The sequence below is a fragment of the Bartonella sp. TT121SHDZB genome, assembly GCF_042193415.1.
Classification (GTDB): Bacteria; Pseudomonadota; Alphaproteobacteria; order Rhizobiales; family Rhizobiaceae; genus Bartonella.
The window spans coordinates 26,515-51,188 of the sequence record NZ_JBHILR010000009.1 but is presented as its reverse complement, the minus strand read 5'-3'; the positions used below and the strand labels follow the sequence as shown (position 1 = coordinate 51,188).

Sequence of the window (24,674 nt, the reverse complement as noted above, 5' to 3'; positions counted from 1 at the left end):
TGAAAGGCTAAGGCTTTTGAAAAAAGGTCCTCATTAAAAATTTTTCAAGGCATTTTTTAAAATTATACGCTGTTTTCCACCTAAAATGATGATTTTACCACCTGAAATCAAAGAAAAATGTATGATCATCTTGCGTGCTTTGTTGAGCTTCTCCCCAAAGGCACGATACCCTCTAGGATTGCTCTATAAGTTGGTCTTGGCGGCAATTGATTTAAAGAAATATTTGTTATTCCTCTATTGACGCCTTGTGCTTTAAAGCGCACAACAATACCATCCACATAAGTCCCCAAAAAAGACTTTGTTGCCAAACGAAGTGACGTTCTCTCGTTTTCCATATCGACAATAAACTGTGTTTCAATCACGCTCCCATTATCCAACAAATATTCTTTGATGCGTTGCATCATAGCGCGAGCACTATCATTGACTGTGCTTGGTGGTTGCCCTTCTGCCCAGTTTATACTCTCATCGGCATAAGCATTTTCTGATGCAACAATTGACCAATCATAAATCGAACTCATAGAAGATACTCGTTTTTCAAAAAGGGAAAACGAGCAAAAAATGAAGAAAAGAAAGCCGTAATTTTATTTTTAGATGCCGGGATTTTCTCCATTTTCATTTTTTCCATTTTCAGTCCTATTTTGTCATAATCAACATGCAATAACTTTGTTTTCGCATTGACATAAACAGCTTCCGGCTTCACACGCAACACATCTTGCGCCATAACGCCCTGATAACGTTGTGGATTTCCTTTATAATTAAAGGTATAAAGTGGATATCCGTTTTTCTGTCCCACAGGGATAATATTTTCTTTTGCTCTCACGTCACAAAGCCCTAAAATTCCTCCGACCAATCCAAGCACTTGCTGCGCATCACGCAAGGGATCTTTTGTAACAGAAGGTATTGTTGTAGATTTTCCTGAAGTTGTTCCGTAATTTCCAGCAGCCTGTGTTCCTACCTGTAACAAGCGTTCCAATCGGTTCCAATCTTGATTATCTTTTTCTGACCATTTTTGGCGTTGCGCATCTAAGACATTTTGACGGTTTATATCTTGAATCATTCCCCCTTTCAAAGCATTGCTTTGAGCGTTACTCTGTCCTTGATAATAGCTATTTGCCGCATTAACTTGATTCTGCTGAGAACGATCAATCATCTGGTTTGCATTCATCATATTATTAATATCTTGATTATATTGCTGTACCGCCGCATTTGTTGCCAAAGCGCCTAGTTCATCAGCCAGCACACCGGTATGGGCACCAGAACCATAACGTCCTGCTCCAGACATCGATTGATTAATTGCATCAGAAGTTTTATTCAGAGCATTTTGCAATGCAGTATTAAATTTGCTATTGCTTCCAATCCAGCTTCCCTTAGCCATACCGGAAAGATTTGTAGCGCTGTTGGTTGGTGCATTCAACCATTGGGTTACTGTTGGATTATTATAGAGCCCTGCCGCTTGTTGTAAACCAGTTAGCGCATTTTTTGTCATATCGCTAAAACCAGCAACTCTCTCTCCCTGATAAACGTTTCCGCCAATTCCTTTATTATAAAGTCCAAGCGCGTCAGCACTAGCTTGTTTAAGAATATCAGCTGCCCAAGCGGGTGGTGCATTTGTTTGTGTTGTTGTCTGTACTTGAGGTGTTTTTTTTCTACTCATGGGTTCAGAACCTTTCTATATTGAATAAGATTACGAGAATATCCGTGATGAGCGAGCTTTTTCGCCCATCCAGTTCTTCCAAACATGTGCATTTCTTCAGCATTGATTGTTCGCGCCCATTTTTCGACTTCATCAATCAATTTGACCAATTTCAGCCCTCCCTCTCCAGCAAGATCAGCGAGAACGACGCATTTTTTTCCCGTATGGGTTATTTCAACTTTGGTAATTGCAAAAGCACTAAATTGGATTTTATTTTTTAAGACCAGCCACAATTGTGCTTGTCCTGTAGCGATTTCTTCAGCGATTTTCTCCAAACAAACATCATCCGGAAAGCGCTGAGCATATTTTTTCAATGCAGCATTGAGAGCCTCTTGATAAGGAGCTATTTTTTCCCATGGCCACTGCTCTGTTAGATAAGCAGAATATAAATCTTGACTCTCTTGCATCATAATTTTGGCTCTCTTAGCTTTGTCACTCATCTCCCCTCAAATAACATCCCCCTACGCACTTCATGCGTTTCATGCTTACCGCACAATAAAAGAAAAAAAAGCCCCATCATCCCTTTGTCACAACAAAGAGGGAACTTTCTTCTTTATAAAAATAAACCATGGTGCAGCCTATTTTTCCTTTATCGCAGAAAAGCATGAAACATAACGCACCACATTGTACCTTTATTTCTAAAGGCTTGTGAGCCTATGGGGCATTTGTTCTTAAATAATAGAGGCTTTGAGCCTATCGCATGGTATTACAAAAGGGCATGCCTATCGCATGCCGGCCCGCGTCAATTCCACATCAAATCCAGTAACATGAGTCCAATTTACCCCTTCAGGAATACGCAATTTAAAGCGATAAAACCGTGCCCTTGCGCGACAATGAATTTGTCCAGTATTATAAGAGGGCTGTTTTTCTGGCAACCAAACAGTTTTCTCTTCAAGAGATTGTCGAAAGCGCATCCCCACGGACAAATAAAACTTTCCACTATTGACTTGAGGCATAATATTTTTCACCCGTGTTATCATGCCATTTGTCTGCCCCATTTCTTGTGATGTCACGACACAAGCCATAGAACACCCAGAAAACGAACCCAGTCTCCCCTGTTGATCAAATGCCCCCAGAATAGGCGATTCATTTTTCCAAGCTTTACTATCAAGAGAAAAGGACAAATCGTCAATATTCTTAGTCACAAAATCAAGACCTTCCAAGGTTGTTCCGGCTAAGAAAATAGGCAATATCATTTTGATATCGACGAGAGCTTTTGTCCATTTTTGCAATCCCCAATCATAAATGAGCAAGATACGTTTATGAAGGCTCTCATCAGAATCAACCATCCAATAAACACGATTATACACCCCATCGATAGCAGCCGACAGAGTGTACAGATTATCCTTCCTTGATTTTGCGGTCATCGTTCGATCGACTTTTTCGAACCCAATGGGTATAATCTGTCCCTCATTTGTTATTTGATAAAAACCGCCTTCATCAGCAAAGAATGCTAAATCGCCCCGACAAACGATTGATTCAGCATTTTTAGCGCCTCGTTTATCGTGGATTTTTTGGAAACTAAAAATAATCTTAGAGCCAGGGATAAAAGAACCGGCATAGATTGCAGAACGCATAAAGATAATTGGATTTGTTGTCTCGGTTGCCCCTTGGACGAAACCACCATCAGGAAAATCTTGATAATCACAACTTTTTTTCCCCACGGTCCAAAATTCAGCATCATTTAATCCAGACCAATGAACCCGTCTTGGATTTTCGGTTAATTTCATCAAACAAACGAAATCTCCCCAGATTCGAACAATCCCTGCCTGTGGTGGATTTCCTCCTAAATTTCTAAATGTTTTATCATGATTAATATCAATCACTTGTGGTTTATTATTGGCATTCACCGCAATGATCAAATCACCAAACAAAGCAAAAGACCACGGAGCATCAACATTAGCCAGATAAGGTTTTCCTTTTTGGCTAATATCTTTCCAGTTCATTGTTGTATTATCAAGTAAATAGATTTTATCTCTTGTCCCGACAATAATAGAAACCCCATTTTTTGTTTTAACCGCAAGAGTGCCTAAAATTGGCTGGGGACAAGGCTCTGATAAAGGCTCAAAACTTGGCATAGGGATATAGGAGCCATCCGCCGGGAGCACATTAACAAGTTCATCGGTAAAAATTCCATTGATATCCGCCACATCGGGTCGATAATCAGCGATTGGGAAAAAAGCCATCAAGACCCCCATAAAATCTTTGAAGAGCCCAGTGCCATTCAAAACACCCAGGCTTATTAATAAAAAAACCACAAAAGCCCTTAAAACTCTAAAGGCATAAAATTCAACAAAACAAACAACCGTAAGTTGTTTAACGCGTCAAAAAAACGATACCATCAATAATGGCCCCCAACGCCATCCACCAGCGCCAAACCAAAATCAACTGCCCGCAATCACCCCCCTACAATGACGGGGAAAAGAGCCATCAAGACCCCCATAAAATCTTTGAAAAGCTCAGTGCCATTCAAAACACCAAGGCTTATGGATAAAAAACCACAAAAGCTCTTAAAACTCTAAAGGCATAAAATTCAACAAAACAAACAACCTCAAGTTGTTTAACGCACCGAAAAAACGATACCATCAATAATGGCCCCCAACGCCATCCACCAGCCCTTCACCATCAACACCCAACGGCGTATCCAGCCATAAGGGACAAACCAGCCACCAGTGCCAAACCACCTTCAACGCCAACCATAAACGATTTGGAAAAAAGTCTTTTAAAAACGCATTGGGTGAATCTTTGACGAACCTTTCCGGCGCGATGTTTCAATACGCAAAGCTTGAAGCTGTTCTTGAAAATCTCTGAAAGAAACGGCGGCATATTCAGGATCTTTAAGAATATTTTTATAAAGTTCATATTTTGCCCGTGCTTTAATAAGATCAAAAGCATAAATCAACCAAGGGTTCTCATCCTCTTTCAGCTGTTCATCGGCAATATGAACAGGAGCATACGAGAGCTTTACGGTTTCCACATGTTCTGGTGTTGGAAAGAGTCCTATTTTTTGATCAAGGCAGGTATAAAAGAACGGCGTTCCTAGCGCAGGATGCATGCCATATTGTTGATGCAACATTTCCAAGGGCTTAAAGAACAACTTTGCTGGTGTTGCCTCCTTTGTTTCTAAAAAGACGCCCTCCAAACTCTTTTCTGCTTCAATAAAAACCCCCTCTTCTTGCCCATACCATGTTTGACCACTTTGTGTTTTAAACGTCCTTTCTCTTTTTTCATTAAAGAAAAAGGGTTCGCGTTCACACAAACGCAAAGCCGTAAAAATTGAATCTTGAATTTGCAGGGAATATTCCGCTGTTGTATCGTCAATTTCATCTTGAATAAGCGCGACCATATAAGCAAAAGTTTTAGAATGGTCTGAATGTGTAAGGTTTAGATTTTGGGGATCAGTGGATAAAGTGGTCATAAGCCTGTCCTTGTTTCTGGAAGCATTTTAAATTTTTCCCCCAACAGATCCCTCTTGTTGGGGGAAGTGAGCAAGCGTTCGCTTTAAGCGGGCGCTCCATAAGTTGGAATAACAATAGTGCCAAAATCCTGAGCCCCTTGCGTACTTCCAGGCAAAGTAAAGCAAGTTTTTTTCATCCCAATAATGGTTTTTGCCGCGACCCCGAATTCTCTTTCATAGTCGAAGAGTTCTTCCACCAATTTATAGCGTGTTGCTCCTCGATCTTTACCAAAAGCAATCACAGCACTCTGCGCACCAAGCAAAACAGCTCGCCGCACATTTGGTACAGCTTTGTTAGCGGTCCCAGACTCGACTCCTTCAGTAATATGTTCAGCTTCGCGCAAAACCACACCATTATACATGCCCAAAGACCCATCATAGAGTGGATTTTTGATACGACTTCCACTATAGATTGCCTTAGTAATGTCGAGCCATTGCCCCGCATCAGTATTGGTTCGCAATTGCGTCACTTGGGTTGGATGAAGATAAAGCACATAGACATTTTCGCCATCAATCCGCACGGGTCTAATTTTAGGATTTGCCAATTTAGCCCGTTCAACAGCTTTATCAATGAGCTTAAGATCAAAAACATCGCCTTCTTTTAAATCTTCATCTTTTGCTTTATCCTTAGGACGTACCACGCGTTTATTGGTTGGTGCCGTTGGCGCATTAAACCCATAATGAACAGGTTTAAGGGTAATCGTGCGTCCTTCAAAGTTAATTGTTTTTGCGGTATAACCACACACTTGAATGAAGAACATCATACTCAGACGATCTGCATACCAATCAACCAAACCATTTTTTGCCTCGGTGCGCAAATCATGGAGAATTCGTTGCTGATCAATCGTTCCCTCATTTTTGACACGCACGGCATGAACGAGTTCATTAATTGCCAAGCGATCATTGAGAAACTGTAAAGCTTCTTCATTGCCTTCCAATGTCTGCCCTTCACTCACCCCATCGCCTAGCAACTGCACCCGCAAACCAAAGCTAATAGCATCCCCACTTGCTTTTGTGGTTTCATCCTTTAACTGTACGATACTATTTGAATCATTTCCAATCAACGGTGCAATTGGAAGTGCTTTTGAGACTTCTTGGTTTAGTAATTTAGACCATGTGCGCACTGCCATTGGGTCATTAAGTCCGATATAAGTTACGGTCATTTTATCCTCTAAAAGTTTTCTTGACATAAAAAAACCCGGCAAAGCGCCGGGCGCTCAAAACACCACATTTCATTTCAGATGGTGAATAGGTTGTTCGTGAGTTTTATCTAATTTCTGTTAGCGTCTGCCTCCCCCTTATAAGAGCTCTTCTCACCACATCCGCGCTTTGAGAAATCCCCCACATTCCCTGCGCCAAAAGCCTCTTAACATTCCCGCAGGAACCCCCCCCGCATTCTCCTGCGCCAAAAGCCTCTTAACATTCCCGCAAGAAAACACCCCCGCATTCTCCTGCGCTAAAAGCCTCTTAACATTCCCGCAAGAAAACACCTCCTGCCACATTTTTGTTTTTTAAAATTCTCTCCCACCCATTAAACGATTAAAAGCGGCTTTATTTTTAGGATCAGCAACCCAAGCGCTAAACTCTGCTTCTGACATTTTATCAAGCATATCCAAAGAAATTGGCCCATTTGGAGTCAAGCCGTTATAAGCAGCAAGAGTACGCGCAGAATTGTGTCTTTCCTGTAAATTTTCATCCATGTTATTGGGAACATTTGTGTAGCCAATTTTTTGTGCAATCGTGTAAATCACTTCAGCGGGGTTTTGATTTTTTTGCGCACAATCGCGCAAGATCTGCTTCAACTCATCACCAATTATCGCATCAATATTTTTGGGGTCTGCCATCTCGGGATAGAGCGAAGCACAAGCTGCCAACTGTTTAGCCCGCGTTTCATAAATAAAATCAGCTGCTTGATCAAAATCATGATGTTTTTGTTTAACACCGGCAACAGACTGTTGATAGAATGCATGCAACTGCTCTGCTTCCAAACCAAGAGAAGGTTGTTGTTTTTCATGTAAAAGCCCTTGTTTTTGGAGTGTTTTTCCCAACCATTGCATATAGCCCATAAAGTCTTTTTGTGGATCTGGTGGAGCATCTTCTCCCCCTTGAACCTCTTTTCCAGCCTTTTGCGAAGAGTCCTGTTGTTGATGCATTTGCCCTTGGAAATTATCTTCAAGAGTTTTTTCTTCTCTTGCAATTTCACCATCTTCTCCCTCTTGTGTTGAGACCAGAAAATCTTGTTTCAATTGGTTTTGTTCTGCCGGCGTTAAGTGTTCTTGATCCATGACATTAGCCTTCTCTTTTTTTAAAACAATAAAATCAAATTTTTCAGATAAAACAGCCTGTGAGCATTTATCCCCCCAATGCTCTCTCATCATTTAGCACCACCATTCCCACCATCACCCCACATGACGGCAAGCCTCCCTCTCCACCCTGCTTTTCCCAACAATCCTGCCCTATAAAACAGGTCTTTTAAGAAAAGGGAGCCCATGCACTACGAAAATCGATAAGCAATTTATGATATATGGCATTTATCAGAAGTCACGCATGACAAAGCGTCCTATTATTGAGCTTTTAGTGTCTGCAACATCTGCATTATCTGCTCTGCCCCCACATTATTCTCCATCTGTGTTGAGGCATTTTGCTCTTCTTGAAAAGAGTTTTGCGCCTTTATCGCAATTTTATGAATAAGTGAAGCGGGTAAAGGCGAATAGCGTAAGAGATCGAGCATAATTTCAGGTGTTGCAAAATTTTGCATCAAAGGCAGCAATTGCATGATGAGTGCAAAGGTACGCTCTTTTTCATTAAGACTTGTTGGCGCATCATCCACGACAATATCATATTCCAAACTCGTCACCATTTCGCGTGTCAGCGGCACATACTGGGCATTTTCATCCCCAGCAATACGCACCAACCGCCCATCGGAGAGATAATTTTGAATAAGATAGAGAATAATTTTTCCCTGTCGTTGCCGATATCGACGCAACCCATCAAAAAAGGAAGCCAAAAGATTAAGTGACGATTGTCGTCGTTGTTGTTCAAGAATACCGGGCTGATTGACAGCGCGAGTCCCAACAAATTCAGAAGACAACCCCGTCACCTGTTCGAGAGCGCTTTTTGCTTCATTAAACAATTGGAAAAATCCTTGCGGAAATTGTGCCACGGGTTTAGGCTGGATTCTACCGCCAGAGACAGCGCCACTTTTCAACCAAGTAATGCTATCGGCTCTAGCCCAACTCTCGACGGCTTGTCGATCATCATCAAAAGCATCGCGTTCTGCCATAACTCCGCCTTTTGATTGGCTATTAAGCAAATGCATCACTTGACTAAAATATTTATTTGCCCACCGTTGCGGATCTTTTGTTGGCTTGACCAGTCCATAAAATTGTCGGCTTAACTTATCAAAAGTACCGGTAATACACTCCCATCCCAATTGATTGGGTGGCCCCAAGGGCTTATCAGGCGCCTCGAGCAGCTTTCTGCCCAAAAATGCTCGTTTGACAATTTTTCTGGTCAATTTTGTTGCTTGAACATGCGGAAAGGTTTTACTTAAATTTTGGAAATCCTGCTCTGAATAATCGATAAATTTTCCACTTTGAGGCTCAAGGACTTTATAAACCACCTCGCGTTCAAACCAGCGACATTCCGCCAATGTCACCATTTTAGGACGTTGATAACAGCTTGCCTCTTCTCCCTCTAGCAGATCCCCTCCCTCTGCTTGATAATTTTGTGTCATTCCATTGCTGGTTGGGTGTAAAAAGCTCTGATATTTAACCCAATCAGCATGAAGATCGCTCCAATGAACATTGGGAAACATTTCCTGCGCCACAGCAAGCGGTTTTTCATCAATATACCATAAGCGTTGAGCATCAATGAGATTAGACTTAACAGCACTAGCATCCCACACCATTTTCATAGGGTCCAGCCGCGCAATGACTGGTTTTCCTTGCGGATCTTGTTCATAATCAAGGCGTGTATCTGTCCAGCCCATTCCGCAAATAATTGCATCTTGAAAGGCATCGGAATCTTCGTATTCCCCGTCAGCTTCATCACGAAACCATTCGGCTGCTCCTGTCAGAATCTGGTTTGCAAAGGCAGCGCCTTCTTGTCGTGGAATAAATTGGACTTGCCTTTTATTATTGCGCTCAGCCCCGATGACAGCATTAATTAAAGGTGCAATACGATTAAAAGTCATCACGGGTCTGTTTTGTTCGTGCAAGACAGCAAGGTCTTGCTCATTCCATTGCCGCCCATTATAAAAATCGTAATCTTCTTGGGCATTTTTTCGCCATTTTTCGACATGGGTAATATCATCCTGATACCATCCCACGAGTTTTTTAAAGAGAGCTTGATTTTCAAGCGTTTCGATTTGATTAAAAGAAGAATTTGTAGAACTATTCATTAAAAAGCCATCCATGAAGTTTGAGAATGGTGAGAAGAGCGATAAGGTTTTTTTTGCGCTCTAGCATTTGGTTGTTCATAAGCCACACACATCAGTCCAAAGGCATCGGCGCCATGGCTTGCCCAATCATGTTCAGCGCCTAGTCCGATATTGCGCTGTTCATCACGCTTTTCATGATACCAGGCGAGCGCTTTTCTCCCGGCAGATGTCGTTTCACGATTAAACCATAGAGCAGGAAACAACCGCCTTACGGCTTCGATACGCATTTTAACAGCGCCTGTTCCTTGGTTAGGAATTATTTTGGTTTGAAAACCGGCTTGTTGAAGGGCACTTTCAAAACTCACATTATAGACACGATCTTTTGTTGCGCCATCATGAGGCAAAACCATAAGAGCCTTTTCATATCCCCTTTGAAAGACCCAGCCCACATGTTCTGAGAGAGGTTGACCTTGGGCTTCATAATAATCGAGCACTCGGATTTCCCGTCCAACAAATTGCGCGACCCACAATGCGGTAGCATCAGCCTTTGCGCCTGTTCCCCCGATATCCCAAAAGATTCTCACCTGCATCAAAGGATCCCGTGGAACAGTGGTAATCCGCCCTTCCATTTCGGCTTCCAGCAGACATTTCTGATAATAAGCCCCTTGCATAGCCTGGAGATATTCGCCTTCCCAAATATGGTTATACTGTTCTGGTCTTTGCTGCAAATCGTCCATACGATCACGATTGAGTTTTTCAGGAAATTGCGGATTATCGCGCCAATTGATTTCCACCCCTTTGATATGAGGATTATCGACATTTCGGAAACGTTTTTCCACGGGTGCATTTTCATGGCACGGGTTCCAAGTGACCCATAATTCTGCATTCCAATCTTTTCCTTCTTCGCGCAAAGTTGGAATAAGTGTTTGCCAAGCATTTTCTGTCACGGGCTCAGCTTCATCGACCCAACAAAGGAAAACGCGTCCCATTGATTTAATACTTGCGATATTGCGATCAAGCCCAGCAAACACATAGACGATCCGTCCATCTTTTGACTTAATATATTTATCGCCGATTTCATAATAATCTTGTAAAAAAGGATAAGCTTCGATAGCGCGTTTAATTTCTTCCAAAGAACTTTCATTGAGAGAATTTTGAAATTGCCGTGCACAAAGAATAATCCCGCGTTCTCCAGCCATTCCATGGCGATATCCCACCACGGCCGACATCAAAGCAAAAGAACGTGTTTTTCCAGAACCGCGTCCTCCCCAAGCAGCTCGCACATCGGCATTTCCAGTAAAAACAGGAATAAGCTTTGGGATAAGAGCTACTTGAGCCGTTTTCTGCTCCATTTTTTGAGAAATTTTCTGAACAGTTGTCATTATAAATTTTCATACTTGAGCAATAATTGCCTTTAGCAATAATTGCGCTACACCCTTTTATCCCAAGTTTACTTATCCCAGAGCAATTGAATGAAAAGCACCCTTCTCCAAAGCAGCACTTTGTCTTTTCTTCATCCCACATGTTATCCCATGTTCGTTATCGCACATGTTCAATGAATGTCACTTTTTTGTATGGGGCTCCCCTCACCCCACATACACATGATATGCGCCCCTAAGCATGCCTCTCCATCACGCCCCTCAAACACCGCGCCTCTGTCCCCCACAAAGCACGATATCCGCCCCAAGTTCCTCTTCTAAAGCCCCCCAAAGCACACCCTCATAAAAGTCCGCAAAAGCATCACACTTTTTAAATTTCACGTTCTCACGCATCCCTTATCAAAGCGGATTTTTCACGTACCACACTCAAAAACCATGCATCCCCCCCAGACAGCCATGTGCCCCAAAAACACCATATGCACCGAAGTCTCCTCCAGTCCACATCCTCACGCATCCCCCACCAAAGCCCAACAACTTCACGGCTCACACGCCTAAAGCACACGGCCCTTCACCACAACTTCAATTATAAGCTCTCAAACAGGCATAAAGCACCCCCGTTCAAGAGACGATATCCCTCAACCCTCAACAAGCATCAGCGCAACATTTTCCAATATCACAAGCCTCAGTAGCCGAAGGATCACGCTTCTCTGGTTCGGTATTTTTAGGCTTCACTGGTATAATCTCGATACGTGAAACTGTTTTGACATCTCCCCCATTTCGATAACAAGCAAAGACCAAACCTTCACCAGAGGTCCAAAACAGCAAATATCATCAAGCACTCCCCCGCACCTTTCAGGTATCGCACCCCTCACGCATCGCCATAAAAGCATCTGTCCCCTCACACAAACCACCCCAGACAGCTATGTGCCCCAAAAACACCATATGCACCGAAGCCTCCTCCAGTCCACATCCTCACACATCCCCCACCAAAGCCCAACAACTTCACGGCTCACACGCCTAAAGCACACGCCCTTCACCACAACTTCAATCATAAGCTCTCAAACAGGCATAAAGCACCCCCGTTCAAGAGACGATATCCCTCAACCCTCAACAAGCATCAGCTCAACATTTTCCAATATCACAAGCCTCAGTAGCCGAAGGATCACGCTTCTCTGGTTCGGTATTTTTAGGCTTCACTGGTACAATCTCGATACGTGAAACTGTTTTGACATCTCCCCCTGCTTCTCCCGTCACCTGGAGAGGCAAGACTTTTGCCAGCAGCGAAAAAAACGGTACGGGATTATTCAGCGCATGATATTGCAGATAAGACACCAGCCCATCTTCACCATAGTGATATCCAGCCTGCTCCGCCGCTGTCAAAAGAGCTTCATTAAATCGCTTTGTTGTTTTATTCAAAGCCCCTTTTTTCCGCCCTCTTCGACGTAAGGGAAGACAATGTTCATCTACCATCATCATGTTCCTTCCAACTAAAGAGAAACCAAAATCTCAAACACAAAAAATGACATGAAAATCAGCAAAAAAACTTAACAAGCAATCAACAATTAAAAATGAGACCACCCCCTAAAAGACAAAAGCCCACATAAAGCCCAAATCCTCCGCATCATTTTACAGATACACGTTTTTACGCTTTTACGTCTTTAAAGAAATCAGCCAAACGAAACGCTCAAATCACTACCCCGCACCGCTCTGTCAACACGGGTCTATCAACAACCCAGCTACTCACTCTAACGGCTTCTCCTACTAATTTCAGATCACCACACCTTAAAGAGCAAAAATTCTTACAAGTACGGGTCGACAATTCCACTTCAAAAAACAGATTTCCTCACTGGATCAAGCGTCCATCCTGCACCGGTTTGTAAACTATAATCCAGCCTCTTACTCAACAAATCCCTCTTATTGACTTCAGATCTCCGTTCCATTCACAAATGCGCGCGCTCTAGTCCTCTGACCACATTCCATACCATAACAAAAGCATAAATTCTCCACATCATTTTACGAATTCACGTTTTTACGCTTTTCCATCTTTACAGAAATCAGCCAAACGAAACTTCCAAACTAACCCACCACTCGATAAACAAGAGTCTGTAAACAATTCAACTTTTATCACGTATATTGCACTTGGAAAACACCCCTCACCACGCCTCAAAGGATACTGTTTCACCAGAAACGGACATAACCCCTACCCTCCAATATCCAGACACTCTCACAAAAAGCACCGTATAAATTGATATGCTTGAAGGTCCCTCGACGGCATATCCTTGCCTCTAATGCCCCCATCTCAGCCTACCTCAAATGACAATATTTTACAGCATAAGGCATAAGAAGATAACGAGACAATTTTTAAGATACAAAAAATGCTCTCATTTTCCAAATCTTTTAATTGTTCTTGCCAATCTTCTGAAACTACTTTACTGATAGGCTTGTGTTTTTGATCGTCCACGCAACGGTCAAATAGGGAGTTGAAAACCCGAACGCTCGGTACATAAATTTATCCCGCTTTGCGGATATCCCGGAATTCCGGGAGTTTTTGCTATGTCCAAGTGCTTCTCAGCACTAAAAGCAAAAAGCTGATCCGAGTGTCAGTATTTTCAACCTCCCGGAATACTCATGCGAGGGCGCTCGCAACCGGAGGGGAGCTTGAAGTGCAAACTAAAAATCCAGATTTCGCACTTTTTTAAAAAGTACCCAATCTTATAGTCTTTGAAATTATTTTGATTTTTCTTGCCAATCTTCTGAAATTGCCTTATGAATTGATCTGTGTTTTTGATCGTCCACGCAACGGTCAAATAGGGATTTGAAAGCCCGAACGCTCAGTACATAAATTTATCCCGCTTTGCGGGTATCCCGGAATTCCGGGAGCTTTTGCTATGTCCAAGTGCTTGTCAGCACTAAAAGCAAAAGGCTGGCTGAGCTCAGTGCTTTCAAACTCCCGGAATACTCATGCGAGGGCGCTCGCAACCGGAGGGGAGCTTGAAGTGCAAACTAAAAATTCACATTTTAATGACATTTCAATAGGTAAAAGAATCCGTCACAGACGCATTTCAATGGGACTTTCTCAAAAAGAGTTAGGAAGCCATTTAGGTGTCAGTTTCCAACAAATCCAGAAATACGAAAAAGGCTCCAATCGTGTAAGCGCGGGATGTTTGCTCGAAATTGCTAAAAAACTAGCAGTTCCTATGAACTTTTTTTATGCGGACCTTTTAACAGCAGATATTCCCACAAAAGAACATGCCTTACACCACGATCAAGACACATACAGCGAAAAAGAACATGCACTTTTGAAAAACTTTAGAGAGCTCCAGCCGAAAAAACAAAAAGCAATTTTGTGGTTAATTTCTGATTAGACAAAAGAGCATCAATCGACATCCTTTGCCAATATCCCCCTCTGCCTAAAGCCTTGCCGCCTGATACCACCACATCTCAAAAAACGGTTTAGGCACCGGTTTACGACATCATAGGATAACAAACTTCAAAATAGGATAACAAACACCAAAATCTTGGAAAGACATCCCCACCCCTCTCACAGAATTTTATCAAGAGATCTCTTCTGATTTAAACGCACAATTCCGATTGTATCATTATGATACCTTTTTACATTTACCTTGTCAAGTTTTTATATTTTTCTTTTGATATTTTTGTGTTTTTCTTTAAGGGAGCCACATCCCTCAAAACACTTTTCCTGCAAAATGCCCCTCATACAAAACACAATGTCTAAAACAACAAGAGCTAAAATAGGATTTCCCCTCTAAATAGGCTTCCCCTCTAAATAGGATTTCCCCTCTAAATAGGATTTCCCCTCTAAATAGGATTTCATTGTATTGCTCATTCCACCCGCTTACTAAAAAAACACCTCTCAATGCTTCTCACACCCATTTCACGGATATCCCCCATACAAATATAGATGCAACTATAATTGTTAAGTTCCGCATAGAAAATAAACGCCCACCACGATTTTTCTCTCTTCACATCTCTTTACACATCAGCTCTGCAATCTGTTCACAGCCATTCCCCACACACTCTTCTCCAGAAAACGCACTTCAACAGCACTCTTCATCCCAACTTTCTCCTCCATTCACGAAGACACTTTCCCCCAATCCTTCTCACCCCTCGATACCATGACAATATATTGATTTATAATGATAATTTAGCATTATTGATACTGATTAAGAGTTCCGAATATCGTAAGATTCTCTCATTTCAAATCCCTCCCATGTTGAATCAATCAAAATCACTCGCTTGCACGTCAAAAGCAGGGGAGAGCCCGTATGGATAAAAAACGATTAAGAAAGGAATAAAATGGCTCTTATGAACCGTCTCAAGTGCCAAGGGCTGTAGCCAACACCCACGAGCTAGCACAAATATAATGATAGTGCCGGCTTGCTCTTTTATGAAGCGTAAAGATAGGGGTGCTCAATGGATTTATCATTATACCATGACAAAAAAATGCACAATACACAAAGCACAAATCCTCCGCATCATTTTACAGATCACCGTTTTTACGCTTTTACATCTTTACAGAACGTAAGCCAAATAAAATTTCCACATCACCACTCCGCACCGCTCTGCAAACACTGGTCTGCAACAATCTGATTTCTCGTCTATCAAATTCCCCTGCTGATTATTTCATATGGTTATCACGACACCTCAAATAATACCGTGTCATCAGACAAGACTGATTAAGCCCTGCCCTCAAATATTCCCCACACACTCTTCTCCAGAAAACGCACTTAACACCCCTCTTCATCCCAGCTTTCCCCGCTCCATTCACAAACGCGTCCCCTAGTTCTCTGACCACATTCCATGCCATAATAAAAGCATACACAAAGCACAAATCCTCCGCTTCATTTTACAGATTCACATTTTTACGCTTTTACATCTTTACAGAACGCAGCCAAAGGAAACTCCCAAACCACCACGCGACAATTTGATAAAAACAAAACACCTTTCCAACAATCTCAAACAACAGATTTCTGTAAAGAGTTCATATGAATTTGATTGTTTAGATCTGACTATTAGATTGGCATACAGAGCCGTAGAACAGAAAGTAATTTTCTATAAGACAGAAACGATAAAAGCGCTATATAACTGAGACAGAACATGAAGAATTGCAAACAGATAAAACGACATCTTTCTTCGTTACAACACTGAAATTGTAACCGAAACGACGAATAATTGTCATCTGAACATGTAATTTTCACATCTGCAAATTTTTATTGATTAATTCAATCCCAACACTTCCCCTGAAACACATTTCTTCATTATCTACTTCTTTGAGACAAACCGGCAAAGGGGTTTCATCGATTATAAGTGCGGATATAATAACGCGTTACTCCAACCTCATCATAAGAAACCATAGACAAGATACCTATCTTTATTGGCGTTATTTGATAAGTCAAGATTACACCATTTTGCTGTTTGTTTGGTTGATCTGTATAGATCACGTTATATCCATTCCGTCGCAAGAGATCAATAAAGACAGGAGTAAAGTTGTCTTCTGTTTTATTTTTTTTCACAATAAGTGTTGTTGTAGCGGGCGGTAAAGGTTTTTTAAGATTACGGACAAAATCGTTAGCAATTAATTTTATATCATCTTGCGTAATATTTGGACTGACATAACTTGATGAATAATTACTGATAGATGCACAACCAGCCACCAATACAAGCGGTAACGGAAATAAATATTTTGACATCTTAACTCCCCTATTAATTGCATTCTCTTCTGAGAAGCTCCTACACCAGAAATAAGAGCCTCCTTTCAAAGAATAGCCTTAACAACATATTTCTTTACTATCAAGCATTAGTTAATCACTTTCTCGCTTGTTTAAAAAAACGACCACCATCTCTCATAGTACTCAAAGCTTATGTTTAAGACACAAAATATATATGTTAAAAGTACGAAAAAACACATGTAAAGCATGTAGTATACATATAGTATATGTATACTTACTTTCATAGTGTGTTGCATTACATAAACCAACGCACAGCACCCTTCATTTCCCCTCCATTCACGAAGCCACTTCCCCCCAATCCTCGCACCACATTCCACGCCCCCAAAAGCCCAAAGTGACCAAAAACACGCACAATATATAAACCACAAATCCCCCACTTCACTTTTACAGATTCACATTTTTACGTTTTTACATCATTACAGAACGAAACCAACGAAAGGTTCACCACCCCACACCGCTCTATAAACAACGGTCTGTAAAGAGTTCAAATGCTTGCCTCGCAAGTTTCCACCACTGACCACTCATTTGTTTCAGATCACCCCCTTCAAAGAGCTGTGTTTTTACCTCATGAATAAGATAATGAGCGAACCGTCTTTAGAAAAAAGAAACGGCATGGAGATATAAAATATATCAATGGTCATCATCGACTGTCGTGTTAAGGGGTGTTAACTCTTTATTTTTCTTAATTTTTACAACGCCAATAATTCCGGTGGAAATAATTAATGCGGACATAGCTAAAAAAGAGCTTAACAATCCCACGAGTGCCAAAAGTCCAGCAATAAAGCCAGACATTGCTTCCGCAGAGTTTGCTAAAGTTGAAAAGGTTCCAAAGCTCTTACCAAAATCTTCACGACGAGAATATAATTGAATAGCTGAGACTAAACCAATATCCACAAAGGCACCAATAAATCCTAGAACAAATGCTAACACGAGAAGGAATTTTAAATAAATTTCTGCAGCTAAGGGCATAACAAACAGAATAACCCCATAAAGAAGCCAAAATATCATGAGCTTCAACGATGTAATATTTAATATAATTTTACTATATAACAAACCACCAACAATAGTTCCAACAGCCATGAGAGAAAAAATATAACTCACAAAGCTTTCCTCTCCCCCCACAAAAAGAACAAAAGCTGGAATTAAAAATCTTAAAATAGCACCCGTAAAGAGAATAGCAAACGACGATCCAACGAGCGTAATAAATAAATTATTATTTTCTGTAGAAATATATTTAAGATATGAAGCTGTTTCTCGATAAATTTTTATAAAATTGAATGATTTATTCTCGCTTGAATTTAAATTCATGAGATTAAATAACACGATAATAGATATAAAATAGGTAAAAAAATCAAAAATGAGTACTGCCGATTTATTTGCTAAAAAAAGCAGTATGGAACAAACCAAAGGGCCAATGACAGCTGCCGTTTCCATGATAATTTGAGCAATGCTATTGGCCTTTGTAAGATCTTTTATTGAAAACATTCTGGGAATAGCAGCTTGAAAACTTGGTTGGAAAATACTTCTTCCTATCGTTGTACATATTGCTGCAAAAATAAGAACAATGATATGTGCCGTACCTGTTATATAAGTTATAAAAACAAACAATGAAGCTAATAATCTCACAACTTCACTTAAGATCATATTTTTCTTCAAAGAAAAATTATCCGCTAACCAACCTCCTATAGGGCCAAAAAAGAGAAAAGGGATAAATCGAAAAAAATACACAAGACCTGTAAAAAAGGTGTTATCTGTTAATTCTAAGACCAGTAAAATAAAAACAACTTCATAAGCATAATCACCAACTTTGGAAATAAAGAGAGAGCAAAAAAGAGCTAATGGACTCTTTTTTAAAAATAAATTCATACCAACCATCCGATATTAAACTTTTCTACAGTTAAAGTTACACTTCCTTCGATACAATTGGTGATATGAACTTCAGAAGAGTCTTTTATTCTAATAAATCGCTTAATAAATTAAGTGAAAATTTTTAAAGAAATACTCCTCTTGATATAAGCATTTACTCTAATATCAAGTAATATATTAATTTTTCTTGCTTATTTGCTTTAAAAAAAGAAAGAATGTAAAAATTATGAGATCACAATCTTCCATATTATTACATTGACCTCCACCCCACGTCTCAAAAAATGAAAATTCCCAACCAGCACTAGTCTACAATCCCACGTCAAAAAGCAACTTTCCCCACAAAATAAAGCTTACACCCACCCACGCCTCAAACGACAGCACGTCATCAGGCTCAACAAATCAAGCTCTATCTTCTGATAGCCGCCATCCATCACACATCTCTTTGCAACACCCGCCTTACCCACACTCTCCTCTTATCCATGCGCACTCTCTTCATCCTCCATTCCTCCTTTTTCTCTCCCGTCACACACTTAACAACTTAACAGCACTCTTCCTCTAAACTTCCATTCACGAAGACACTTCCCCCCAATCCTCGCACCACATTCCACGCCCCCAAAAGCCCAAAGTGACCAAAAACACGCACAATATATAAATCCATAAATCCCCCACTTCACTTTTACGGATATACGTTTTTACGCTTTTACATCTTTACAGAACGAAACCAACGAAAGGTTCACCACCCCGCACCGCTCTATAAACAATAGTCTATAAACGAACCCAGCTTTTTGCCTAGTACCCTTACAGTCTTCAGCCCCCCCCCCTCAAACGACAACACTTCATCAGGCTCAACAAATCAAGCCCTGCCCTCAAATATTCTAGCTCTTCACTCCCCCTAAAAGAGCAGTGTTTTACGGCATAATAGAATAGAAAATTTTTGATTTTTCTTGCTAATCTTCTGAAATTACTTTATCACTTAAAGTGTAATTTTGGTCGTCTACGCAACGATCAATAGGGATTAAAAACCCGAAGACTTGACACATAAATTTATCCCGCTTTGCGGGTATCCCGGGATTCTGGGAGATTTTGCTATGTCCAGGTGCGATGAGCACTAAAAGCAAAATGCTGATTCGAGGTCAGTGCTTTCAGGCTCCCGGAATACCAATGCGAGGGCGCTCGCCCCCAGCGGGGGGCTTGAAGTGCCAACCAAAAATCCATATTTTGCACTTTTTTAAAAAGTACCCAATCTTATAGTCTTTGATATTATTTTAATTTTTCTTGCCAATTTTCTGAAATTGCCTTATGAATTGACCTGTGTTTTTGATCGTATACGCAGCGGTCAAATAGGGAGCTAAAAGCCCGAAAACTCGTACATGAATTTGTCCCGCTTTGCGGATATCCCGGAATTCCGGGAGTTTTTGCTATGTCCAGGTGCTTCCCAGCACTAAAAGCAAAAAAACTGATTCGAGTTCAGTACTTTTAGACTCCCGGAATACCAATGCGAGGGCGCTCGCAACCGGAGGGGGACTTGAAGTGCCAACTAAAAATCCACATTTTATCGACATTTTAATAGGTAAAAGAATCCGTCACAGACGCATTTCAATAGGACTTTCCCAAAAAGAATTAGGAAGCCATTTAGGTGTCAGTTTCCAACAAATCCAAAAATACGAAAAAGGCTTAAACCGTGTAAGTGCCAAATGTTTACTAGAAATCGCTCAAAAACTAGAAGTTCCTATGAACTTTTTTTATGCAGACATTGCCACAAAAGAAGATCTTTCAACAAAAGAAACCCTCTTACACCACAATCAAGAAACCTATAGCGAAAAAGAACACACTCTGTTGAGAAACTTTAGAGAGCTCGAAGCGAAAAAACAAAAAGCAATCTTGTGGCTAATCTCTGATTAAGCAACAGCACAACGATCAACATTATTCCATTCATATCCCCCTTAAGTCAAATTCAAACCAGCTCCCCACACCCCTTCAAAGAGCGGTGTTTTACGGCATAATAGAATAGAAAATTCTTGATTTTTCTTGCCAATTTTCTGAAATTACTTTATCACTTAAAGTGTAATTTTGATCGTCTACGCACCGATCAAGAGGGATTAAAGGTCCTAAATCCGAGCGTAAAAATGAACCCGCTTTGCGGGTGTCCCGGGATTCCGGGAGATTTTGCTATGTCCAGGTGCTTTGGCACTAAAAGCAAAAAGCTGACTCGGATTCAGTACCTTTAACTCCCGGAATACCAATGCGAGGGCGCTCGCAACCGGAGGGGGGGCTTGAAGTGCCAACTAAAAATCCACATTTTATCGACATTTTGATAGGCAAAAGAATCCGTCATAGACGCATTTCCATGGGACTTTCCCAAAAAGAATTAGGAAACTATTTAGGTGTCAGTTTCCAACAAATCCAAAAATACGAAAAAGGCTTAAACCGTGTAAGTGCCAAATGTTTACTAGAAATCGCTCAAAAACTAGAAGTTCCTATGAACTTTTTTTATGCAGACATTGCCACAAAAGAAGATCTTTCAACAAAAGAAACCCTCTTACACCACAATCAAGAAACCTATAGCGAAAAAGAACACACTCTGTTGAGAAACTTTAGAGAGCTCGAAGCGAAAAAACAAAAAGCAATCTTGTGGTTGATTTCTGATTAGGCAAAAGCGCAACGATCAACATTATTTGTTAATATATCAAACAACGAAACATCCTTAAGTCAAATTCAGATCAGCTCCCCACACCCCTTCAAAAAGCAATGTTTTACGGCGGATAAACGGCATTTCTCTTTAACGCTTTTACGCACAAAGCAATAAAGCAATAAAGCAATCCCGCTTGTGACTTCACTTATAACATTGCAAGAAAATAGTTTTCACGACAATCAGGAGTAAAAGAATCCTACGATATTCGAGAACGCTCATTTAACATGCAAAAACACCAGCCACTCCCTTTGCTTTGCAATAAAACACCGCTGTCTCATCGTGAATTTTTCTAAATCAGCTCGCCTCAAAGAGCGGTGTTTTATCGCATAATAGGATTACCACCGCCCTTTATAGCGTGAATTTTTCCAAACTTAATCTTCAGGCAAAAATTCCAACCGATCTCCTTGTTTTGTAATTTTCACCGTTGTCTCATCGTGAATTTCTTCAAACAAGATTTTCTCTGCGAGAGGATCTTGAATTTCTTTTTGGATAATCCGTTTAAGGGGACGTGCACCATAGAGGGGATCATAGCCCTTATCGGCAAGAAATTTTCTCACCTCTGGCTCGATTTGCAAAGTTATTTTGCGTTCATTGAGCAAATTTTGCAAATGTTCTATCTGAATATCGACGATAGCTTCCATATCGTGACGTTGCAGCCTTTGAAAGAGAATAATCTCATCAATACGGTTTAAAAACTCCGGACGGAACGCGGCTTTCACAACATTCATAACATCATTTTTTGCCTGCTCAACAGTTTGCCCTTCAGGCAAAGCAGTTAAAAACTCAGCACCAAGATTAGAAGTCATAATCAGCAAGGTATTGCGAAAATCGACGGTACGTCCTTGACTATCGGTCAAACGTCCCTCATCCAACACTTGCAATAAAAGATTAAAAATATCAGGGTGTGCTTTTTCAATTTCGTCGAATAGAATGACCTGGTAAGGTCTTCTACGTACAGCTTCGGTCAGCACCCCACCCTCTTCATATCCGACATATCCAGGAGGGGCCCCAATCAGCCGCGCCCCGGCATGCTTTTCCATATATTCCGACATATCGATGCGCAACATGGCATTGGGGTCTTGGAAGAGAAAAGCGGCAAGTGCTTTGGTTAATTCGGTTTTTCCCACACCGGTAGGACCCAAAAACATGAAAGAGCCAAGCGGACGATTGGGATCTTGCAACCCTGCACGCGCACGCCGTACAGCGCGAGCAACAGCTTGCACAGCTTCTCCCTGCCCCACGACACGGGTTGTAATTTCATCTTCCATCCGCAAGAGCGCCTCACGTTCTGCTTCCAGCATACGCTCCACTGGAACTCCAGTCCATCGAGAAACGATGCGCGCCACATGTTCAGCCGTCACGGTTTCTTCGACGAGATGATTTTGTTGGTCATCATTTTCAGCCAAAGTCAATTGTTTTTCGAGTTCAGGAATGACACTATAAGCCAATTCTCCAGCTTTTTGGAATTGACCATCACGTTGTGCAATAGCCAAACCATTACGAGCTTCTTCGAGTTGTTTTTTCAAATCGGCGGCATGCCCTAATTTTTGTTTTTCAGCCTGCCAAGCGGTTGTCATTTCAGCAGACTGTTGTTCTAATGTTTTGAGTTCTTCTTGCACATTTTTCAAACGTTCTTTTGCTGTTGGCTCGACATCTGTTTTCAAAGCTTCGCGTTCGATTTTCAGCTGTAAAATACGCCGATCAAGGGCATCAAGTTCTTCCGGCTTTGAATCGACTTGCATGCGCAACCGTGCAGCCGCTTCATCGATAAGATCAATTGCTTTATCCGGCAAGAAACGATCGGTAATATAGCGAGAAGAAAGCTTTGCAGCTGCAATTAAAGCACTATCTGCGAGGCGCACTTTGTGGTGTTGTTCATATTTTTCCTTAATACCGCGCAAGATAGAGATTGTATCTTCCAAAGAGGGTTCCGGCACAAAGACAGGTTGAAAGCGGCGTGCCAGAGCAGCATCTTTTTCGACATATTTTCGATATTCATCAAGGGTTGTAGCGCCCACACAATGGAGTTCTCCGCGTGCCAGAGCAGGCTTTAACAAGTTAGAAGCATCCATAGGCCCATCGGATTTTCCAGCCCCAACGAGATTATGCAATTCATCGATAAACAAAATGATCTGCCCATTTTCAGCTTGCACTTCAGCCAGCACCGCTTTGAGGCGCTCTTCGAATTCTCCGCGATATTTTGCGCCTGCAATAAGGGCGCCCATATCGAGCGCATAGAGTTGTTTATCGCGCAAAGTTTCGGGCACATCGCCATTGATAATGCGCAGAGCCAATCCTTCCACAATGGCGGTTTTTCCCACACCGGGTTCCCCAATCAGCACCGGATTATTTTTCGTCCGCCGTGAGAGCACTTGAATGGTCCGTCGAATTTCCTCTTCCCGTCCAATAACAGGGTCGAGTTTTCCTTCGCGTGCATCTTTTGTAAGATCACGGGCATATTTTTGCAAAGCATCATATTGTCCTTCAGCATGGGGGCTTGTTGCTGTTTTTCCTTTCCGCAACGCATTAATTGCCTGATTAAGGGCTTGCGGGGTTACCCCCGCATTTGTTAGGATATCAGCTGTTTTTGCGGACTTTTCCATCATAAGCGCTTGCAACATGCGCTCCACGGTAACAAATTGATCACCGGCTTTTTGCGCGAGTTCCTCAGCGAGCGCGAAGACTTTTGCCACCGGCTGCGAGAGATAGAGTTGCCCATTTCCTCCCTGCACTTTTGGCAAAGCATCCAGTGCTTCATTCAGCGCCTTTCGAATAAGGGTAAGATCCCCCCCTGTTTTTTGGATAAGCGATGCCGCCAATCCTTGAGAATCGTCTAACAACACTTTCAACAGATGCTCCGGCATAAATTGTTGATGATCAGAAGCAAGAGCGTTATTTTGTGCTGACTGTAAAAAACCTTGCATGCGTTCGCTATATTTTTCCAGGTTCATTTTTTTCCTTTCTTGGACACCGTCTGGGATCCCCTTTTGTCCCCACCACTGCCCTTTTTCTCTTCCTCAATAGGCTTTTTTTCACCTCATCACGCCCCAAAGCTTGGATCCCCCCACAAAACACTGAAAATGATAACAATAAAGGAACTGTAGTGTTAAACTGAATATGGGTTTTGAACCAAACGAGTACAAGAGCAAAAACAAAAACATGAAAGAAAGAACAACAGCAAGCAACGAGTGCGAAAAGAATGATAGAGCCAGAAGACAAAGCGCCCCCATCACACTATTTGCCCAAAAACCTCTCCCCATTCCTTTCTCTCCTCCCTTCCCAGCCTCTTCATCCACGCCCCCCCATTTTCTCATCCCATACCATGACAAAAGCACACACCACGCATTAAATCCCAGCTCATTTTTTACGGCTCCACGCTTTTACGCTTTTACACTTACACAGAACAGAGCCCTATGAAATACACTGTTCTATCAACAATGCTCTCCCCCCCCCAAC

At 41.5% G+C, this 24,674-nt stretch carries 17 protein-coding genes and 1 pseudogene; 3 read left to right on the top strand and 15 right to left on the bottom strand.

Features of this window, described 5'->3' with window-relative positions; all coding sequences use genetic code 11:
• Positions 1 to 155: 155 nt before the first annotated feature.
• The 12 genes and pseudogenes from ACFIKI_RS06510 to ACFIKI_RS06455 all read right to left on the bottom strand — a co-directional run.
• A pseudogene (locus ACFIKI_RS06510) lies at positions 156 to 518 on the bottom strand (phage tail protein); the annotation flags it as partial.
• A complete protein-coding gene (locus ACFIKI_RS06505; RefSeq protein WP_375666402.1) occupies positions 515 to 1,654 on the bottom strand; it encodes a tail fiber domain-containing protein in 1,140 nt (379 codons plus the stop codon). The pseudogene ACFIKI_RS06510 and the gene ACFIKI_RS06505, both read right to left, overlap by 4 nt.
• Complete coding sequence (locus ACFIKI_RS06500) at positions 1,651 to 2,133, bottom strand: hypothetical protein (RefSeq protein WP_375666400.1); 483 nt, start codon at positions 2,131 to 2,133, stop codon at positions 1,651 to 1,653. The genes ACFIKI_RS06505 and ACFIKI_RS06500 overlap by 4 nt, the downstream gene beginning before the upstream one ends.
• A gap of 282 nt (positions 2,134 to 2,415) precedes the next feature.
• Positions 2,416 to 3,879 carry a hypothetical protein gene (locus tag ACFIKI_RS06495; RefSeq protein ID WP_375666398.1) on the bottom strand — a complete coding sequence of 488 codons (1,464 nt, stop codon included), beginning with the start codon at positions 3,877 to 3,879 and terminating at the stop codon, positions 2,416 to 2,418.
• A gap of 536 nt (positions 3,880 to 4,415) precedes the next feature.
• Complete coding sequence (locus ACFIKI_RS06490; RefSeq protein WP_375666396.1) at positions 4,416 to 5,111, bottom strand: hypothetical protein; 696 nt, start codon at positions 5,109 to 5,111, stop codon at positions 4,416 to 4,418.
• An 83-nt stretch (positions 5,112 to 5,194) separates the two neighbouring features.
• Positions 5,195 to 6,313, bottom strand: coding sequence for a N4-gp56 family major capsid protein (locus ACFIKI_RS06485; protein WP_375666416.1), 1,119 nt, complete (start codon positions 6,311 to 6,313; stop codon positions 5,195 to 5,197).
• Positions 6,314 to 6,661: 348 nt separating this feature from the next.
• On the bottom strand, positions 6,662 to 7,435 hold the full coding sequence (locus tag ACFIKI_RS06480) for a hypothetical protein (RefSeq protein WP_375666414.1): 774 nt from the start codon (positions 7,433 to 7,435) through the stop codon (positions 6,662 to 6,664).
• Between the two features lie 278 nt (positions 7,436 to 7,713).
• Positions 7,714 to 9,552 carry a portal protein gene (locus tag ACFIKI_RS06475; protein WP_375666395.1) on the bottom strand — a complete coding sequence of 613 codons (1,839 nt, stop codon included), beginning with the start codon at positions 9,550 to 9,552 and terminating at the stop codon, positions 7,714 to 7,716.
• On the bottom strand, positions 9,552 to 10,913 hold the full coding sequence (locus tag ACFIKI_RS06470; protein WP_375666393.1) for a PBSX family phage terminase large subunit: 1,362 nt from the start codon (positions 10,911 to 10,913) through the stop codon (positions 9,552 to 9,554). The genes ACFIKI_RS06475 and ACFIKI_RS06470 overlap by 1 nt, the downstream gene beginning before the upstream one ends.
• 382 nt (positions 10,914 to 11,295) lie before the next feature.
• Positions 11,296 to 11,472 (bottom strand): hypothetical protein, encoded by a 177-nt coding sequence (locus ACFIKI_RS06465; RefSeq protein ID WP_375666392.1) that lies wholly within the window; start codon positions 11,470 to 11,472, stop codon positions 11,296 to 11,298.
• An 80-nt stretch (positions 11,473 to 11,552) separates the two neighbouring features.
• Entirely contained in the window at positions 11,553 to 11,735 is a 183-nt protein-coding gene (locus ACFIKI_RS06460; RefSeq protein ID WP_375666391.1) for a hypothetical protein, read from the bottom strand.
• A 297-nt stretch (positions 11,736 to 12,032) separates the two neighbouring features.
• On the bottom strand, positions 12,033 to 12,380 hold the full coding sequence (locus ACFIKI_RS06455) for a hypothetical protein (RefSeq protein WP_375666413.1): 348 nt from the start codon (positions 12,378 to 12,380) through the stop codon (positions 12,033 to 12,035).
• Between the two features lie 1,526 nt (positions 12,381 to 13,906).
• On the opposite strand from ACFIKI_RS06455, the gene ACFIKI_RS06450 reads away from it, so the two are divergent.
• A complete protein-coding gene (locus tag ACFIKI_RS06450; RefSeq protein WP_375622909.1) occupies positions 13,907 to 14,275 on the top strand; it encodes a helix-turn-helix domain-containing protein in 369 nt (122 codons plus the stop codon).
• 1,950 nt (positions 14,276 to 16,225) lie between these two features.
• Here the strand turns inward: ACFIKI_RS06450 and ACFIKI_RS06445 are convergent.
• Both ACFIKI_RS06445 and ACFIKI_RS06440 read right to left on the bottom strand, forming a co-directional pair.
• Positions 16,226 to 16,621, bottom strand: coding sequence for a hypothetical protein (locus ACFIKI_RS06445; RefSeq protein ID WP_375666390.1), 396 nt, complete (start codon positions 16,619 to 16,621; stop codon positions 16,226 to 16,228).
• A 669-nt stretch (positions 16,622 to 17,290) separates the two neighbouring features.
• Positions 17,291 to 18,526 (bottom strand): MFS transporter, encoded by a 1,236-nt coding sequence (locus ACFIKI_RS06440; RefSeq protein ID WP_375622732.1) that lies wholly within the window; start codon positions 18,524 to 18,526, stop codon positions 17,291 to 17,293.
• A gap of 1,530 nt (positions 18,527 to 20,056) precedes the next feature.
• On the opposite strand from ACFIKI_RS06440, the gene ACFIKI_RS06435 reads away from it, so the two are divergent.
• Both ACFIKI_RS06435 and ACFIKI_RS06430 read left to right on the top strand, forming a co-directional pair.
• Positions 20,057 to 20,428 carry a helix-turn-helix domain-containing protein gene (locus ACFIKI_RS06435; RefSeq protein WP_375610687.1) on the top strand — a complete coding sequence of 124 codons (372 nt, stop codon included), beginning with the start codon at positions 20,057 to 20,059 and terminating at the stop codon, positions 20,426 to 20,428.
• Positions 20,429 to 20,804: 376 nt separating this feature from the next.
• Positions 20,805 to 21,176, top strand: a complete 372-nt coding sequence (locus ACFIKI_RS06430) for a helix-turn-helix domain-containing protein (protein WP_375666411.1) — start codon at positions 20,805 to 20,807, stop codon at positions 21,174 to 21,176.
• A 413-nt stretch (positions 21,177 to 21,589) separates the two neighbouring features.
• Here the strand turns inward: ACFIKI_RS06430 and clpB are convergent, their stop codons facing one another.
• Positions 21,590 to 24,169, bottom strand: coding sequence for an ATP-dependent chaperone ClpB (gene clpB / locus ACFIKI_RS06425; RefSeq protein WP_375666388.1), 2,580 nt, complete (start codon positions 24,167 to 24,169; stop codon positions 21,590 to 21,592).
• Positions 24,170 to 24,674: the final 505 nt, after the last annotated feature.

Coding starts and splice junctions, on each gene's coding strand:
- ACFIKI_RS06505 (WP_375666402.1), bottom strand. CDS start 1,654: ATGAGTAGAAAAAAAACACCTCAAGTACAGACAACAACACAAACAAAT.
- ACFIKI_RS06500 (WP_375666400.1), bottom strand. CDS start 2,133: ATGAGTGACAAAGCTAAGAGAGCCAAAATTATGATGCAAGAGAGTCAA.
- ACFIKI_RS06495 (WP_375666398.1), bottom strand. CDS start 3,879: ATGGCTTTTTTCCCAATCGCTGATTATCGACCCGATGTGGCGGATATC.
- ACFIKI_RS06490 (WP_375666396.1), bottom strand. CDS start 5,111: ATGACCACTTTATCCACTGATCCCCAAAATCTAAACCTTACACATTCA.
- ACFIKI_RS06485 (WP_375666416.1), bottom strand. CDS start 6,313: ATGACCGTAACTTATATCGGACTTAATGACCCAATGGCAGTGCGCACA.
- ACFIKI_RS06480 (WP_375666414.1), bottom strand. CDS start 7,435: ATGGATCAAGAACACTTAACGCCGGCAGAACAAAACCAATTGAAACAA.
- ACFIKI_RS06475 (WP_375666395.1), bottom strand. CDS start 9,552: ATGAATAGTTCTACAAATTCTTCTTTTAATCAAATCGAAACGCTTGAA.
- ACFIKI_RS06470 (WP_375666393.1), bottom strand. CDS start 10,913: ATGACAACTGTTCAGAAAATTTCTCAAAAAATGGAGCAGAAAACGGCT.
- ACFIKI_RS06455 (WP_375666413.1), bottom strand. CDS start 12,380: ATGGTAGATGAACATTGTCTTCCCTTACGTCGAAGAGGGCGGAAAAAA.
- ACFIKI_RS06445 (WP_375666390.1), bottom strand. CDS start 16,621: ATGTCAAAATATTTATTTCCGTTACCGCTTGTATTGGTGGCTGGTTGT.
- ACFIKI_RS06440 (WP_375622732.1), bottom strand. CDS start 18,526: ATGAATTTATTTTTAAAAAAGAGTCCATTAGCTCTTTTTTGCTCTCTC.
- clpB (WP_375666388.1), bottom strand. CDS start 24,169: ATGAACCTGGAAAAATATAGCGAACGCATGCAAGGTTTTTTACAGTCA.